The organism is Streptomyces sp. NPDC048057, from assembly GCF_040653095.1.
GTDB lineage: Bacteria > Actinomycetota > Actinomycetes > Streptomycetales > Streptomycetaceae > Streptomyces.
In genome coordinates this window covers 46,179-62,398 of sequence record NZ_JBEZNF010000029.1, presented here as the reverse complement: position 1 = coordinate 62,398, position 16,220 = coordinate 46,179, and the positions used below count along the sequence as shown (strand labels likewise).

At 70.4% G+C, this 16,220-nt stretch carries 14 protein-coding genes and 1 pseudogene; 8 read left to right on the top strand and 7 right to left on the bottom strand.

The annotated features are described in order from the left end of the window. Positions 1–102: 102 nt before the first annotated feature. The 3 genes from AB0E05_RS29080 to AB0E05_RS29070 all read right to left on the bottom strand — a co-directional run bounded on the left by AB0E05_RS29080 (position 103) and on the right by AB0E05_RS29070 (position 2,035). Positions 103–576 carry a hypothetical protein gene (locus AB0E05_RS29080; protein WP_361968816.1) on the bottom strand — a complete coding sequence of 158 codons (474 nt, stop codon included), beginning with the start codon at positions 574–576 and terminating at the stop codon, positions 103–105. Between the two features lie 161 nt (positions 577–737). Further along, positions 738–1,241 (bottom strand): dihydrofolate reductase, encoded by a 504-nt coding sequence (locus tag AB0E05_RS29075; protein ID WP_361968814.1) that lies wholly within the window; start codon positions 1,239–1,241, stop codon positions 738–740. Beyond that, the gene (locus tag AB0E05_RS29070; protein ID WP_361968812.1) at positions 1,238–2,035 is read right to left on the bottom strand and encodes a thymidylate synthase; all 798 of its coding nucleotides are present in this window, start codon (positions 2,033–2,035) and stop codon (positions 1,238–1,240) included. The genes AB0E05_RS29075 and AB0E05_RS29070 overlap by 4 nt, the downstream gene beginning before the upstream one ends. Positions 2,036–2,409: 374 nt before the next feature. Here AB0E05_RS29070 and AB0E05_RS29065 point away from each other — a divergent pair, with 374 nt between their 5' ends. Next, positions 2,410–3,684, top strand: coding sequence for a right-handed parallel beta-helix repeat-containing protein (locus AB0E05_RS29065; RefSeq protein WP_361968810.1), 1,275 nt, complete (start codon positions 2,410–2,412; stop codon positions 3,682–3,684). A 201-nt stretch (positions 3,685–3,885) separates the two neighbouring features. Continuing rightward, complete coding sequence (locus tag AB0E05_RS29060) at positions 3,886–4,794, top strand: NUDIX hydrolase (RefSeq protein WP_361968808.1); 909 nt, start codon at positions 3,886–3,888, stop codon at positions 4,792–4,794. Positions 4,795–4,999: 205 nt separating this feature from the next. Here the strand turns inward: AB0E05_RS29060 and AB0E05_RS29055 are convergent, their stop codons facing one another. The 3 genes and pseudogenes from AB0E05_RS29055 to AB0E05_RS29045 form a co-directional block, all read right to left on the bottom strand. Then, entirely contained in the window at positions 5,000–7,183 is a 2,184-nt protein-coding gene (locus AB0E05_RS29055; protein ID WP_361968806.1) for a hypothetical protein, read from the bottom strand. 266 nt (positions 7,184–7,449) lie between these two features. Beyond that, positions 7,450–8,430: a CehA/McbA family metallohydrolase gene (locus tag AB0E05_RS29050; RefSeq protein WP_361968804.1), complete on the bottom strand. Its 981-nt coding sequence runs from the start codon at positions 8,428–8,430 to the stop codon at positions 7,450–7,452. A gap of 79 nt (positions 8,431–8,509) precedes the next feature. After that, positions 8,510–8,623 (bottom strand): annotated as a pseudogene (locus AB0E05_RS29045) (TetR/AcrR family transcriptional regulator); the annotation flags it as partial. A gap of 306 nt (positions 8,624–8,929) precedes the next feature. On the opposite strand from AB0E05_RS29045, the gene AB0E05_RS29040 reads away from it, so the two are divergent. The 6 genes from AB0E05_RS29040 to mnhG are packed head-to-tail and all read left to right on the top strand — an operon-like array spanning position 8,930 to position 15,397. Next, complete coding sequence (locus AB0E05_RS29040) at positions 8,930–11,836, top strand: Na+/H+ antiporter subunit A (protein WP_361968802.1); 2,907 nt, start codon at positions 8,930–8,932, stop codon at positions 11,834–11,836. After that, complete coding sequence (locus AB0E05_RS29035; RefSeq protein ID WP_361968800.1) at positions 11,833–12,417, top strand: Na(+)/H(+) antiporter subunit C; 585 nt, start codon at positions 11,833–11,835, stop codon at positions 12,415–12,417. Before AB0E05_RS29040 ends, AB0E05_RS29035 begins: the two co-directional genes overlap by 4 nt. After that, the gene (locus AB0E05_RS29030; RefSeq protein ID WP_361968798.1) at positions 12,414–14,096 is read left to right on the top strand and encodes a Na+/H+ antiporter subunit D; all 1,683 of its coding nucleotides are present in this window, start codon (positions 12,414–12,416) and stop codon (positions 14,094–14,096) included. Before AB0E05_RS29035 ends, AB0E05_RS29030 begins: the two co-directional genes overlap by 4 nt. 7 nt (positions 14,097–14,103) lie before the next feature. Next, entirely contained in the window at positions 14,104–14,709 is a 606-nt protein-coding gene (locus tag AB0E05_RS29025) for a Na+/H+ antiporter subunit E (RefSeq protein WP_361968796.1), read from the top strand. Next, entirely contained in the window at positions 14,706–15,023 is a 318-nt protein-coding gene (locus AB0E05_RS29020; protein ID WP_361968794.1) for a monovalent cation/H+ antiporter complex subunit F, read from the top strand. The genes AB0E05_RS29025 and AB0E05_RS29020 overlap by 4 nt, the downstream gene beginning before the upstream one ends. Beyond that, positions 15,020–15,397, top strand: coding sequence for a monovalent cation/H(+) antiporter subunit G (gene mnhG, locus AB0E05_RS29015; protein ID WP_361968792.1), 378 nt, complete (start codon positions 15,020–15,022; stop codon positions 15,395–15,397). The genes AB0E05_RS29020 and mnhG overlap by 4 nt, the downstream gene beginning before the upstream one ends. Positions 15,398–15,440: 43 nt before the next feature. Here the strand turns inward: mnhG and AB0E05_RS29010 are convergent, their stop codons facing one another. Then, positions 15,441–16,196, bottom strand: coding sequence for a hypothetical protein (locus AB0E05_RS29010; protein WP_361968790.1), 756 nt, complete (start codon positions 16,194–16,196; stop codon positions 15,441–15,443). Between the last annotated feature and the right edge of the window lie 24 nt (positions 16,197–16,220).

Below are 16,220 nucleotides of genomic sequence, written 5' to 3'. Positions count from 1 at the left end.
CTCACCCGTGGCACCGGACCTCTGGCGGGACCTACCGTTCTCCGCCCCCACCTTGCTTGTGCTGGGCGGCGTCCTCTCCATCTGCGGGGCAGCCGTCGGCGCTCAGTCGAAGTGCCGGAGGGCTTCCTCACGGGGAAGGGGTTCGACGACGGTCTGATCGCGGACGATGTGCCAGTCGCGGTCGGTGGTGCGCCGCCACACCAGTGAATTGCGGCACTTCAGGCAGGTGACGGTGCCGTCGGCCGCCGTGAGGATCGCGAGGAAGACCATCCGTCCGGCGGCGAGGTCGCCGGAGACCAGTACGTCAGGACCTTCGGGGATCGCGTGCGCCGCTGACCGCATGGTCATGAACGTCGGCCAGAACGCTTGTCCGTACGCGTCGACGGAGCGGAAGGTGCGGCGCTGCGGATCGGCCTCGTCGAAGAGGACGACGTCGGCGTCGAAGTCGTAGAACCGGTCGAAGACGGTGCGGAACTCGCGCGGTGCGGAGCCCTCCTTCTTGTCCCACTCGAAGATCCAGTCGCGCTGCAACGCAGCGACTTCTCGGACGTCGGCCTGTCGTTTCGTGTCGGACATTCTTCACCCTTCGGAGGCTCGTTCCCGGACGGGACAGAGCCTGCCGGTCGCGAGCGGGGCGAACCAGGGTGGCCTGTTCCTAGGTGCACCTCGCGGCGCCTGGACCCAGCGGGGCGATGTCCACGAGGTCGAGCAGCCTGGCCCAGGCCCCGACGCGGCCGTCAGCGGGCGAACCTACGGATGCGGTAGCGCAGCCCGGACGTGGAGACCCGCCATCCGCCGTCCTCCGCGACCTGCCACGTCGGGTCCAGCGTCGGGGCGTAGGTGTCGCCGCCGTTCACCGCCGTGTCGACTTCGGTCACCGAGATCGTCGTCGCGTAGTCCAGGGCCGCACGATAGATCTCCCCGCCGCCGATCACCCACACGGCAGCGTCGGCCGGCTCAGATGGCCGGGCCGCAAGCTCCAGTGCCTCGGTCAGGGAGCCGGCACGCTCCGCGCCGTCGGACGCCCACTGCGGGTCGCGGGTCACGACGATGTTGCGTCGGCCCGGCAGCGGACGGAAGCGCGGGGGCAGCGAATCCCACGTCCTGCGTCCCATCACCACCGGGTGCCCGAGGGTGACGGCCTTGAAGTGCGCCATGTCCTCCGGCAGTCGCCACGGGATGGTTTGGTCCGCGCCGATCACCCCGTCAGGGGTCTGCGCCCAGATCAGCCCGACGTTCATACCGCGACCGGAGCCTTGATGGCCGGGTGGTGCCGGTAGCCGAGGACTTCCACGTCGGAGTAGTCGTACGCGTAGAGCGAGTCGGCCTGGCGCAGTCGCAGCGCGGGGAAGTCGAACGGGGTGCGCGCGAGCTGCTCGGTGACCTGCTCGACGTGGTTGTCGTAGATGTGGCAGTCGCCGCCGGTCCAGATGAAGTCGCCCGGTTCGAGTCCGACCTGCTGCGCCACCATGTGCGTGAGCAGGGCGTAGCTGGCGATGTTGAACGGGACGCCGAGGAACAGGTCCGCACTGCGCTGGTACAGCTGGCAGGAGAGCTTGCCGTCGGCGACGTGGAACTGGAAGAAGGCGTGGCACGGCGCGAGGGCCATCCGGGACAGCTCGGCGACGTTCCAGGCGGAGACGATCATCCGGCGGGAGTCCGGGTCCCGACGCAGGGTGGCGAGGACCTCTTCGATCTGGTCGATGTGCCTGCCGTCGGGGGCGGGCCAGGAGCGCCACTGCGCGCCGTACACCGGGCCGAGGTCGCCGTTCTCGTCCGCCCACTCGTCCCAGATGGTGACGCCGTGCTCCTGTAGCCAGCGGACGTTCGAGTCGCCGCGCAGGAACCACAGCAGCTCGTAGACGATGGATTTGAGATGCACCTTCTTGGTGGTGATCAGTGGGAACCCCTGCGCGAGGTCGTAGCGCAGTTGGTGCCCGAAGACGCTTCGGGTGCCGGTGCCCGTCCGGTCGGCTTTGGCCGTTCCGGACGTGAGCACCAATTGCAAGAGGTCTTCGTACTGGGTATCCGCCACAGCCGGTGATTCTACGTCTTGCCCGCGGGTGCCCCGGCACGGGCCCGGGCACGTCCCCGCAGGTCACGGGTGGGCCGTCCGGCGTCGGCGCCGCGTGGTGTGGGCCGTGCCTTCCGAGACCCGTTGGGTGGGTGCCGAAGGAACCCCGGGTGTGTCGCGGCGGCCGTCGATGCCGGGCCGCTGCCCTATACAGGATTCCCAATGATTCAGTCAATCTTCACCCGCCTTTGGTCATTCCCCGCCGACGCGTGGCCGTCCTATTGCTTTCGCTCGACGCTGTGCGGGAGGCGGGCGGTCCGCCTCGGCCCAGCCCTTGGGGCCCGTACCCCGGCCCGCGGGGCTGGCCGCACGAGCCACGGCAAAGGAGCCACGGCATGATCCGCCATTTCAAGACCCTGTCGTCAGGGTGGTTCGCGACGGTGGGAGCCACCGCACTGTTCGGTGTGACGCTGCCGGCCGCGCCGGCGCACGCCGCGCCGCTCTCCTGCGGTCAGACCGTCACGACCAGCGTCGTCCTCCAAGCCAGTCTGCTGAACTGCCCCGGTGACGGTCTGGTCATCGGGAGCCACGGCATCACCGTCGACCTCAACGGGCACACCCTCGACGGCATCGGCTTGGGCGTCGGCATCCGCAACGACGGTTTCGACGCCGTCACCCTCACCAACGGCGCCACCACGCAGGGCCGGGTGCAGGAATTCGACTACGGAGTACGGCTCAACCCCGGCACGTCGGGCGCCGTCGTCGAAAAGCTCGCCCTCCAGGGCAACGAGTTCTCCGGCGTCGAAGTCAACGGCGCCGACACCAACACCCAGGTGCGCAACAACCTGATCGAGCGACAAGCCCAAAGAGGGGTGACGTTAACCGGTGGCACGAGAAACGCCGTGATCGTCAACAACACGCTCACCTCCAACCGGGGCGTGAGCGTCTTCGTCGAGAACTCCCCCGACAACCGTCTGGAGGGCAACCGGATCACCGGCAGCGGAGACGCCGGCCTCGTTCTGACCGGCTCCAGCGGGAACAGCCTGCTGACCAACAGCGTCGGCGGCAGCAGTGATGCCGCGATCCGTCTGCAGCTCGGTTCGAACAACAACCTCGTCCAGGGGAACACGTCCACCCAGAACGCCGATGCCGGGCTGACCGTCTCCGACTCGACCGGCAACCGTCTCCTCTCCAACGACCTCCGGGGCAGCGGTGACAGCGGCATCGTCCTGCAGTCGGCCCACAGCACCACGGTGACCGGCAACGACGTCAGCCGGAACACCGGCGGCGTCGAGCTCAGGTTCTCCAACAACAACCTCATCCGCTCCAACATCGCGAGCGACACCACCGGCGACGGGATCAGCCTGGCGCAGTCGATCAACAACGACGTGGAGTTCAACCAGGCCGACCGCAACGGCTCACGGGGCATCTACGTCGTCGGGGACGCGCCGGCCGCGTCCGGCAACGCGCTGGTGGGCAACACCGCCAACGCCAACAACGGCGACGGCATCATCGTCTCCAAGTCCGTGCACACCCTCCAGGGGAACACCGCCCGCACCAACAAGGGCTGGGGCGTCTCCGTCGACCCGGGCAACGTCGACGCCGGCGGCAACCGGGCGAGCGGCAACGGTCAGGCCGCCCAGTGCAAGGGCGTCGTCTGCACTCCCTGAGACCGGGCGGGCCCGGGCTTCGACCGGTGTGGGTCCGAGCGCCGGCCGAGGCCCCGGCCACGGGCGGCCTGTACGGCCGCCAGCTGTCCGGCGTCGTCCGAGGGCGGCGCCGGCGGCGTGATCGCAGCGTCCGAGGTGCGGGCCGCCGCCGCGGTGCGGCAGATTGACCGTCGTTCGACCGAGACACGACGGAGCCGCAAGATGACCACACCTCCGACCGGCACGGCAGCCCTCATCGTCAACCACGCCGGCCAGTACCTGCTGCACCTGCGCGACGACCGGCCCATCGCCGAGCCCTTCACCTTCGCCTTCCTGGGCGGGGCGCCCGAGGACGGCGAAAGCCTCCAGGAGGCGATCGTCCGCGAGTTGAAGGAGGAAGCCGGCCTGTCCATCGAAGACCTCCGCCCCTTCACGGTGGTGGACTCCCCCGCCCGGCGCATCCAGGTCTTCCTCGGGCACTGGGACGGCGACGCCGCCGCGCTGCCCCTGACCGAGGGGGTCCTCCTTCGCTGGTTCGACCACGCGAAGCTGCCCGACCTACGGCTGGCCCACGGCACCCGGGAGGCGATCGAGCTGCACCGGGCCCGTACGGTGGACGTCACCAGTGCCGGCACCACCACGGCGCAGCAGCAGCCGCGTCGGGTGACCAGCCGGCCACGGGCGAACCGTCCACCGGTGCCGCACGCGGCGGTCGGCGTCGGCATCGTCGTCCACCGAGACGGCCGGGTGCTGCTGGGCCGCCACCGCCGCGGTACGCACGAGTTGCCCGGCGGTTCGGTCGAACCGGGCGAGTCGCTGCCCCGGACCGCCGTCCGCGAACTCGCCGAGGAGACCGGACTCACCGCTCGGGAGGCCGACGTGCGCCTGGAGGGCGTTCTGCTGGACTCCGTGGCCGACGTCCTGCGGCTCACCGTCGTCGCCGTCGTCACCGCCTGGGCCGGCGACGCCTGCGACCAGCCCGGCGAACCCGTGGGCGACTGGCGCTGGTGGCCCCTGGACGCCTTGCCGGACGGCCTGTTCGTGCCCAGCGCGCAGTGCCTCACCCTGTGGCGTCCGCACCTTCAGGTCGACCATCCCCCGGCCCATCGCTATCGGCTGCGGCAGCCGTGAAGAAGTGGCCGCATAGCGCCCGGGGATGAGCCCCATCTGCGGTGGTCTGTTCATGCCCGGCCGCCTCGGGCCGGGCAGACGACAACGCCGGGTGCCCTGGGGGCACCCGGCGCGATGTCGAGGGCGAGGAAAGCGAAGGAACTAGATTCAGAGTGAGTTTGAGAAGGAAGTCCCTTCATGGCCTCGCCGGGGTCAACGGTAACAGTCAGGCGGGGATCACGTCGCGCAGGTTTTTCGGCGTGATGATCCGTGAGTCCGGGTGCAGTCCGTCCGGGCGTTCCAGCCCGATGTACGTGACCGGGCCCTCGGGCAGCGTCGTGCCGTCCCACAGTGTGGTCGCCGTCGCACGGTCGGCCATCAGGTCGGTGAGGTAGCGGACGGTGAGCTGCTGGCGCTCGACCATGGCGCGTACCAGTGTCGCCACCGAAACGCGGTTCCCTTCGACCCGGTTGGAGTTGGGGTTGCCCTTGAGGTGCAGGTGCAGCCACTTGGCGTGCCAGCCGCCGTCGTGACCGCGTACGAACGCCAGGGGCAGTGCGACGCGGCCGGGGCCGCGCAGCTCGGACTTCAAGCGGACCGTACGTGCCTCGAAGGGGCGGCCCTGTTGTTCGGCGTCGCGCAGCATGAAGCCGAAGAACGACTCCTCGGTCTCCTCGAAGCCTTCGCCCGAGTAGATGTTGACCTGCGGGACGACGAAGGGGCCGCGTGCGGCGCCCAGTCGGAGGTTGATGAACTCCGAGGCACCGTCCGGGGCGTCGGTGATGTCGCCGGAGTGTTCGCCTTCGAGTTCGGTGAGGGCGGTGTACGACAGCCACGCGACGGTCTGGAATTCGGCGTCCAGCATCAGCGCCGACAGGTCGTAGTCGGTGGAGCGGCTGGTCTGCTTCCAGTACACGAAGAACCGCAGCAGTTCGCCGTCGACGGGGGACAGCGAGCCGCGGGGCAGCACGCCGAGGCCGGCCTTCGTCGCCTTGCCGCTCAGGGGGAGCGCGACGTCCAGGACGTCCGGGTCGATCAGCAGGTGTCCGGGGTCCGGCAGGCGGCGGCTCAGTTCGGTGTCCAAGGCGGTGAGCATGCGCGCGCGTTCAGCCGCGGGCATCGGGGCGCGGGTGTCGTCGGTGACCCAGGCGCGTCCGAGGCGGTTGACGAACACCCGGCGCCTGCCGACGCTCTCGCGTTCGTCGGCGCGGTTGTCGAGGTGCTCCCGCACGGACAGCAGGACCCGGCCGGCGACCTGCGGGGCCAGCTGTTCGGCCGCCGCGATCACCGCCTCGCGTTCCTGCTGGGTGGTGCTGGCGCGCAGGAGCCGGTCCAGGGAGCGGAACAGCTTGCCCGGCGAGGTCGTGAGGAGCCGTACGGCTGCGGTGACGTCGCCGGTGGAGAGCGCCTTCTCGACCTGGCTGTCGAGGGACCGGGCCTCGCGTTCGCCCCGGGCGACCGCGAACACGTCGGCGGCGTGCGGCCAGCGCGCCTGGTACTCGTGCGCGTGCAGACGTTCGCCGAGCCGCTTGAAGGCCTCCCGGTGGGTCGTCACGTCGGCGAGCTTGGCCGGGGATTGCGCGACGACGGCGTCAAGGGCCGCCAGCAGGGTGCGGCGGACCCGGCGTGCGGGCGACCGGAACCGGGTCGGTTCAGTGAGCGTCACGTCGCCGTCCGACAGTGCGCAGGCGAGACGCAGCACGTCCGTCACGGTGTCGACGAGGACGTCCGCTCCGGTCTCCAGCCGGGCGCGGTTGATGACGGCGCGGTTCTCCCGCACCGGGATCGCCTCGGGCTGCGGGCCGGCCACGCAGTGCCCTGCGAGCGCTGCCAGGTCGAGCAGGTCCTCGTCGCCCAGCGGCGTCGCACTTCCCGCCAGGGCCAGGTACAGCGCGCCGATCTCCACGTCCGGCGCACCGCCCAGGTGCAGAACCGTCACGCGGTCGCCAGCCGCGGCTATCAGCTCGTCGTGCACCGCGAGCATCGCCGCGTACGTGTGCTGGTACGACCCGTACGAGGGCAGGGTGAGCAGGTCCAGCGTGCCGCTGCGGAGCTGGTCGAGGGTGCCTTCACGCGAGGTGTCGTCGGCGAGCGCCTGGGCGACGCACTGGTGCCAGAACGCGTACGTGTCCGGGACGTTGGCCGGGAAGTCGATGAAGTACGCGTTGTGCTGCACGTGGTCCCCGACCATCGCGCGGACGGTTTCCAGCGTCCGTGCGGCAGTATCGGCGACCGTTCCCGCGGGCAGCGCCGACAGGTGCCGCAACAGGTCCGCCGCGAGCTTGAACCCCACGGACATCAGCGCCGTGTCGAACTGCCGTGCAACGACGTCCCCCTGCCCGCTCGGGCCGGGGACGGAGGGGAGACGGTGAGTGTGCCGAACGATCAGGGGTTCGAAGCGGTGGACCATCCGGGCATGATCCCAGACCCACCCGAACTGATGCACTTGGGTTTCGAACACCCGTAACAGCCGGTCGTCGTTCGGGGCGCGAGTGTCTGCTTCGGTGACATCCCGGGGGCGCCGGCCTCGGCCCCTTCTCACCGTCCACACACACGTCGCGGCCCGGGCTTCAAGCACCGCCTTCCGCTTTGTACGGCGCGATCTCCACCACGGTCGCCGAGTCGGTGGTCACGGGGCTACGGTGCAGTGATGGGCCGAAGAAACTCGACCAGACCTCAGGTCAGGATGATCGGGTTGGAGAGTGCGGCGACGTCTCCGTTGGGGTGGCGGACCTCGATGCGGACGAACATCGAGTCCTCCGCAGTGGTCCCCCACTGCACCGCACCCGGTCCGGCACCGGGGAGGGACGCACGGTGGATCTTTCCCCGATCGGTGTGGAAGGTGACGGTCCCCATCGGCACGCCATGGATGACCGCCCGCACGTCGACCTGACCACCCTGAGTGGTGAGCCGCTCCCCCACCCCGGCGACGCGACCAGCGGTACGGGCGGTGAAGGACACGTCCACGTACGCCGTCTCGGCGATCCAGCTGCGACCTGAACCGATTCCCGCCAGGATCGCCTCCGTGCTCAGCTCCTCGGCGAAGACCACGGTGTGAGGGGTGCCCGTCTGCCCCTCCAGGTGCGTGTCGCTGTTGCCCATGGCCGGCCGCCACGAACCCGTCTGGATGTCGGCTGCGAGACTTCGGCCCCACTCCGCCAAAGCGGCCTCGTTGTCAGCGTTCCAAGGCCGGTCCGAGGTCCATAGCCCGTTCCACACCTCCACCACGTCGAAGCCCTGGAAGGGGAACATGAAGTCGCCCGAAGGGTACGGCGCATGCGGATGCGCGACCACGCACAGGCCCCCTCCTCGATGGACCTGATCCAGGCACTGGTCGATCAGCCCGTCCCGGACCTGATGGTTTCCGTCGACGACCTGGCCGGGGGCAAGGCCGAGCGCCAGCCAGTGCCCCGTTTTCGTCGTCACTTCCTCACCGAGGACGATCAAGAAGTCATCGGAGGCCAGATGCCCCCATGCGCCGGGAAGTGCGGCCGAGTTGTGCTCCGTGGTCGCGATGAAGTCGAGCCCGGCGGCGCGCGCCCGAACGGCCAGCTCCGCGGGGCTGAGCTCTCCGTCCGAGTGAACGGAGTGGACATGGCAGTCCCCTCGGTACCAGGCCGAACCCCGTCCGACCGCCCGCGTCGGCGGGAAGCTCAAACTCGGCAAAGTTCTCCCTCCCTGGCCCCACCGGATCAACGTTCAGGCAGAGCGGCTGGTTCCCTTCCGCGGCGCTCTCGTCGTGGGTCGTGGACAGCGCGATGCCGGCGACGAGTTGGATCAGGTCGGCGGCCGTCAGGTCGGAGCAGGCGGTGCCGTGCTGTTGGGCGCGGGTGAGGAGACGGGCTGGCGATCCGTCGACGCGTCCGGCAGCGCTTCCGGGCCGGCGCCAGCCACGTCTGCGGCAGGTGCTGACCGCCGGCCCGCGCGGGTTGCCGCGACGGGAGCGGCGCGAGCTTGCGGCCGCCCTCGTACCGAGTTGAGCGGCCTGCCCCGGCCGTACCCGACTGGGCCAGAAGGAGGCACCTCGTCGCGGGTCGCCAGCGGGGACGGCGTGCCGGACCCTGAAACGCGCGTACGGCCTATAGCTATGTCCCATGCTCGCTGTCCCTCGCCCTGATCGGACCGCCGTGCGCGGTCCGTCCGTTCCTGGGGCCGCATGGCGGCGCTGATCCTCGCTCACTTCCTGCTCGCCGCGTGTGCCGCTCCCCTGGTGCGGCGGTTGGGGACGCGGGCCTTCGTCCTCCTGGCGCTGCCGCCCGCCGTCACCCTCGGCTGGGCCCTCGCGCAGTGGGGCACGGCCGCCGCCGGCGGTGCGGTGAGCTGGTCGCTCGCCTGGCTTCCGGCGTACGACGTGTGGATCGCGTTCCGGTTGGACGCATTGGCACTGCTCATGGTGGTGCTGGCGGCCGGGGTCGGTGCGCTGGTGTTGTTGTACTGCGTGCGGTACTTCGACGACGGGGCGCCCCGGCTCGGGGGGTTCGCGGGCAATCTGCTGGCGTTCGCAGGCGCCATGCTCGGGTTGGTGCTCGCCGACGACCTGGTCGTCCTGTACGTGTTCTGGGAGCTGACGACCGTCTTCTCCTACCTGTTGATCGGGTACGACAGCGAGCGCAAGCAGAACCGTCGTTCCGCGCTCCAGGCGCTGACGGTGACGACGCTGGGCGGGCTGGCGATGCTCGTCGGCTTCCTGATGCTCGGCCAGGAAGCGGGCACCTACCGGATCTCGGAGCTCCTCGCCGACCCTCCCGCGGCCTCCGGGACGGTGTCCGCGGCGATCGCGCTGGTGCTCTTGGGAGCGCTGTCGAAGTCCGCGATCTGGCCGTTCAGCGTGTGGCTGCCCAATGCGATGGCCGCGCCGACCCCCGTCAGCGCCTATCTGCACGCCGCGGCGATGGTGAAGGCGGGGGTGTATCTGGTGGCCCGGTTGGCGCCCGGGTTCGCGGACGTCCCCCTGTGGCGGCCGGTGCTGCTGGTGCTCGGTTCCGCGACGATGCTGCTGGGCGGCTGGCGGGCGCTACGGCTGGGCGACCTCAAGCTGGTCCTGGCGTACGGCACGGTCAGCCAGCTCGGCTTCCTCACCGTGCTGGCCGGGATCGGCAACCGGGACGCCGCGTTGGCCGCCGCGGTGCTGATCCTGGCGCACGCGCTGTTCAAGGCCCCGCTGTTCCTCGTCACCGGCATCGTCGACCACGCCACCGGCACCCGCAACCTGCGGCAGTTGTCGGGGGTGGGGCGGGCGCTGCCATGGGTGGCCGCGACCGCGGTGGTCGCCGGGGCGTCGATGGCGGCACTGCCGCCGCTGCTGGGATTCGCCGCCAAGGAAGCGGCCTTCGAAGCCCTGCTCCACGGGAACACCGTCGACCGTTGGGTGCTGGCCGTCACCACCGTCGGATCGGCTCTCACCTGTGCCTACACCCTGCGTTTCCTGTGGGGTGCGTTCGCGCGCAAGCCCGGGCTCGACGACACGCCGGCCCATCGGGTGAGCCCGGCGTTCCTCGGGCCGCCGGCTCTGCTCGCCGTGGCGTGCGTGGTCTTCGGGCCGGGGGTGTCGTGGTGGAACGGGCTGCTGGGGGCGTACGCGTCCGCGTTCCCGGCGCCGGCGCATCCGTACTCGCTGTCGCTGTGGCACGGGCTGGGTACGGCCCTGCTGCTGTCCGCCGCGGCGTGGGCGGGGGGCGTCGTGCTGTTCCTGCTGCGCGATCCCGTGGTGCGGCTGTCCCGTCGGATCGCCTGGCCCACCGCGGACCGGGTGTTCGGGTTGGGGCTGCTGGGGCTGGAGCGGATCTCGCTCCAGGTGACAGGGTTCTTCCAACGGGGTTCCGTGTCCGTGTACTTGGCGACCGTGCTGAGCGTGCTCCTCGGTGGCCAGCTCGCCGTGCTGCTGGTGGACGAGCCGTGGGCCGGGGCCGTGGCACCGAGGCTGTGGGACTCCGGCGCACAGGGTGCCATCGCCTTGCTGACCTGCGCCGCGGCCCTGCTGTGTCTGCCGGTGCGACGGCGGATGAAGGTCGTGGTTTTGGCCGGGCTCACCGGGTACGGCACCGCTTTGCTGTTCGTCGTGCACGGCGCGCCCGATCTGGCCCTCACCCAGTTCTGCGTCGAGACGGTGGCCCTGCTGGTGTTCGTTCTCGTGCTGCGCAGGATGCCGGTCTACTTCCAGGAGACCATCAGCCGTCGCAGGCTCTTCATGCGCGTTCCGCTCGCTCTGATCGCCTCCGCCGTGGTCGCGACGACACTCTGGGTCGTGGCCGCGGCCCGGATCGCCAAACCCACGGGCGGCGCACTCGTGACGGCCACCGCCGACCACGGGGTGAAGGAGGTCGTGGCGACCACGCTGGTCGAGTTCCGGGCCTGGGACACCCTCGGGGAGTCGGCGGTCCTCGCCGTCGCAGCGGTCGGCGTCACCAGCCTGATCTACGTGCACCGGCGCACCGGAACAACAGAGCAGCCCGAGCGGGTGGAGCCGGTCGAGCCCACGGCGGCAGGCAGCCCCACCGCGTGGTCGTACGGCTCGCACTTCGAGGTCAGCGGAGCGGTGGCCGACGACACCGCACCCGAGCGGACCTGGCTCGCCGCCGGACGGACCCTCGCGCCCGAGTACCGCTCCGTGGTCTTCGAAGTGGTGGCGCGGCTGGTGTTCCACCCGATCCTGGTGCTCTCCGTGTACCTGCTGCTGTGCGCGGAGAACCTGCCCGGCGGCGGATTCGTCGCCGGGCTGGTCGCGGGCCTCGCGATGATGGCGCGTTACCTGGCCGGTGGACGACACGAGCTGGCCGACGCGGCGCCGGGCCACCCCGGGCTGCTGACCGGACTCGGACTGCTGCTGTCGGCGTCCACCGCCGCCCTCGGACTCGCCGAAGGCGCCGTACTCCACCCCCTGACCTACGAGACCCGTCTCCCCCTCTTCGGCGACATCCACGTCGGCACGCCCGTCTTCTTCGACACCGGCGTCTACCTCCTCGTCCTCGGGGTGGTCCTGGACACCGTGCGGGCGCTCGGCGGGCGCATCGACCGGCAGATCGAGCGGGAAGCCCACGAGAAGGCGAAGGAGTCCGGCCGGTGAGCGTCAGCCTCACCCTGTTGGTGACGGGAGCCCTGTTGTGCGCGGTCGGCGGCGTCCTGCTGCTGATGCGCGCCCTCACCCGGATCCTCGTCGGCGCGGTGATCTTGAGCAATGGCATCAACGTGCTCCTCCTGGCGGCCAGCGGGCCCGCGGGGTCGGCACCGCTGCTCTATCCGAGGATCGATCCGGCGCGGGTCAGCGACCCGCTGCCGCAGGCCATCGCGCTGACCGCCATCGTGATCACCCTGGCCACCACGGCGTTCCTCCTGGCGATCGCCTACCGCAGCCAACGGGTGAACGGAACCGACGAGGTCATGGACGACATCGAAGACCGTCGGATCGCGCTCCGCGCCGAGGTGCAGGAGCAGCGCTCCGCGCTGCGCGAGCAGCACGGGCCGCGGGGGCGCGGGCCCGAAGGCGACCGGGACGCCTACCGTACGGAACGACGACGGCTTCGGGGGGTGCTCCGCGAGGACCGGGCGCTCCAAGCACGGGCCCGAGACGCGTCGGGCGACCTGTGGAACGACATCCTCGGCGAGGACCCGAGCGACCGCGAGACGCCCGAGGGGGCCGCCCGGTGAACGCGCTCGTACCGCTGCCCGTGCTCCTCCCGCTGCTGGCCGCGGGCTTCGAACTGGCCCTCGGCACCCGTTTCCCCCGGGCCCAACGCGGGGTCGGCGTCCTCGTCCTGAGCACCGTGCTCGCGCTCTCGCTGGCCATGCTCGTCGAAGCGGACCGCAACGGGCCCCTCGCCCTGCACCTCGGGGACTTCGCGCCGCCCGTGGGCATCACCCTCGTCGCGGACCGGCTCTCGGCGCTCATGCTGACGGTGTCGGCGGCAGTCACCTTGTGCGTCCTGGTGTACTCCATCGGTCAGGGCATGGCCGACCGGGAGGAACAGTCCCCCCTCGCCATCTACCATCCCGCCTACATGGTCCTCGTGGCCGGAGTGTCCTGCACCTTCCTCGCGGGCGACCTCGTCAACCTCTACGTCGGCTTCGAGATCATGCTCGTGGCGAGCTTCGTGCTGCTCACGCTGGGGGGCACCGCCGCGCGTCTGCGGGCGGGTGCGACGTACGTCCTGGTGTCCCTGGTGTCTTCGATGGTGTTCTTCACCGCGGTCGCCCTCACCTACGCCGCGGCGGGGACCGTCAGCCTCGGCCAACTCGCCGAGCGCCTCGCCGAACTCCCCATCGGGGTGCGCACCCTGCTGGAGGCCACCCTCCTGACGGTGTTCGCGGTGAAGGCCGCCGTCTTCCCGCTCGCGGCGTGGCTGCCCGACTCGTACCCGACGACGCCGGCGCCGGTCACCGCGGTGTTCGCCGGTCTCCTCACCAAGGTCGGGGTGTACTGCGTCCTGCGCGTGGAGACGCTGCTGTTCCCCGGCAACCAACTCGCCGACCTGCTGATGTGGGCGGCGCTCGCCTCTCTGATCATCGGGGTCCTCGGCGCGGTGGCGCAGACCGACCTCAAGCGGGTCCTGTCCTTCGTCCTGATCAGCCACATCGGCTACATGATCTTCGGCATCGGGGTGGGCACCCGCGCCGGGCTCGGCGGGGCGATCGTGTACGTCGTCCACCACATCACCGTGCAGACGGCGCTGTTCCTGGTGGCGGGGTTGATCGAGCGCCGTACGGGCACCACCGAGCTGACCCGGGTCGGCGGGCTGACGCGGGCCGCGCCTGCGCTCGCGGTGCTGTTCCTGGTGCCCGCGCTGAACCTGGCGGGCATTCCGCCGATGTCCGGGTTCATCGGGAAGCTGCAACTGCTGCGCGCGGGGGTCGCGGACGGCGGGGTGCTGCCGTACCTCCTGGTCGCCGCGGCGTCGTTGACGAGCTTGTTGACCCTGTACGTGATGGCGAAGGTGTGGAACCTCGCGTTCTGGCGGGCGGCTCCGCCGGGCCGGCCCGCCGGGGGGACGGTGTTGGAGGAGACCGACCCGGACGAGGACCACGGCGACACCGACTCGGACTCCGGCGCCGGCGCCGGCAGCGGCTCGGGGGACGATGCCGGGGCGGCGGAGGGCTCCGCCCGACGGCCGGCACCCGCGGGGCAGGCGGTCACCGCGACGTTGTCCGGGCGGGCGATCACCACGACGACCGACCGGCTGCCCCGCAGCATGACGTGGGCGACCTTCGCTCTGGTCCTGTTGTCGCTGGCCTACACGGTGCTGGGCGATCCCTTCACGGCCCTCACCGAGCGCACGGCGGCCGAACTCCTGCAACGTTCCCCCTACATCGAGGCGGTCCTCGGCCCATGACGTTCCCGTGATCTCGCTACGATTCCGCGACCCCAACCTGCCGCCCTTCAGCTGTGCGGTGGTGGGGCGCCGACGGCGGGTGCTCGACCTCCCCCTGATCGCCTGGTTGACCGTGGTGTGGATGTTGTTGTGGGGCACGCTCAGCCTCCCCAATGCGATCACCGGGGTCGTGGTGGCGGTGATCGTGTGCCTGGTGTTCCCGCTGCCGCAGGTCAACATCGGGCTGCGGTTGCATCCCGTGGGCATCGCCCGGTTGACCGTCCGACTGCTGTGGGAGATGTACACGGCCGGGGTCAAGGTGTCCCACCAGATGGTGGACCGGCGGCCGTTCCGCGCGGGCGTCCTCGCCGTTCCGCTGCGCTGCCGCAGCGATCTGATGCTCACCGCAACCGCCATCGCCGTCTCCAACGTCCCCGACAGCTCCGTCGTCGAGGTCCATCGCTCGCAGGCCACGCTGTTCGTGCACGTCCTCGAAGCCGACGACCCCGCGACCCCGGAGCGGGCCCGGCAGGGAGTGTGGCGGATGGAGGAACTGGTCGTGCGCGCCTTCGGCGACCGGGCGGAGATCGCCCGGGTACGCCAACCGCCGCCTCAGCCCCGGAGTTCCCGATGAGCCCCGCCCAGGCCGTGGACCACGGTCTGCTGGTGGCCGCCGCCGCGATGCTGTTGATCGCCGGGGCGCTGGTGCTCTACCGGGTGTGGCGCGGGCCGTCCATGCTCGACCGGGCCATGGCCCTCGACGTCTGCGCCGCCCTGATGATCGCGGGGATCGGCGTCCGCTCCGCCCTGAGCCGGGACTCCTTCTACTTCCCCGTGATGCTCGTGCTGGCGTTCCTCGGCTTCACCGGATCCGTGGGGATCGCCCGCTTCATCGCCGTCCGAGACCGTGCACCGGACGAGCCGCGCGGCAGGAAGAGGCGACGATGAGCAATTGGGACCAGGTCGCGGACACCGCAGGAGCGGTCCTGCTCTTCGTGGGAGCCGCAGTCAGCCTGTTCGGCGCGATCGGGATGGTACTCATGCCCGATGTGCTCTCCCGCAGCCATGCCGCGACCAACCCCCAGGCACTTGGAATGCTGCTGGTGCTGATGGGGGTGGCGCTGCGGCTGCGCAGCGGCATCGACCTGGGCACCCTGGGCCTGGTGGGCTTCTTCCAACTGCTGACCGGACCAGTGGCGGCGCACCTGGTGGCAAGGGTGGCCTACCGCACGGGCTACGCCGGCCGTGAGGGCCTGGTCTACGACGAGTTGGACGAACAGCTCAGCACGGCGCCGCAACCGAAGGACGACGGGACGGCGTGACTCCGCCCCGGGAACTGGTCGCGGCCTACCGGTCGGCTCTCTCCTATGCCTGTGCTGGCAGTTCCTCCAGTGGTGCGACCGTGCGTCCGCCGCGTACGACGGGTAGCCCTTGCACGATGCGGTCGACCATCTGGTCGTAGCGCAGGCCCGCCTCGGCGAGGTGGAGGTCCTCGCCAAAGGCGTCGTCGGCGGTAAGGAGGACTTCGGGGACCAGCAGGTCGGGCAGGACCGCATGGGGCGCTGGGTCCTCGACTGTCAGACCGCAGGTGCCGAGGTCGACGTAGTCGGGGACGAGGACCCGGCCATGCAGGCGTCCGGCGATCTCGGGGAGGAACTCGTCCCACATGATCGCCACGGCGGCACGCACATCGCCGAGGACCTCGACGTGTTGTTCGGTGGAGTTGCCGAGGAAGGTCTCGACCTCGATGTCACCCTGCACCAGGAGGTGTGAGGTGCCGGTGAGGACGAGGTTGGCGACGGTCAGGTTTCCGAGGACGATCAGGGACGGACTGCCGTAGTCCAGGTTGAGGATGTTGCCGTCGACGTGGAGGTCACCGTCGATGACGTAGCCGGTGACGGCGCCGTCGATGCCCTCGTACTCGGGTCGACCGCCGGCCTGGATCCAGGGGTTCTGATGCCGGTACTGGTGGTCGTCCAACCACAGGGAGCCGGGCAGTGTCGCGGACCCGGGGTGCAGGATGTACTCCTCTTCTTCCAGGGTGCCGTAGGTCTCCTGCGGGAAGCCGCGCCGCTCGAACAGAGCTGCCGTCTCCAGCCATGTTTGGTAGATCGTCTTCATGGGCCGCAGAGTAAACGCCTGCAC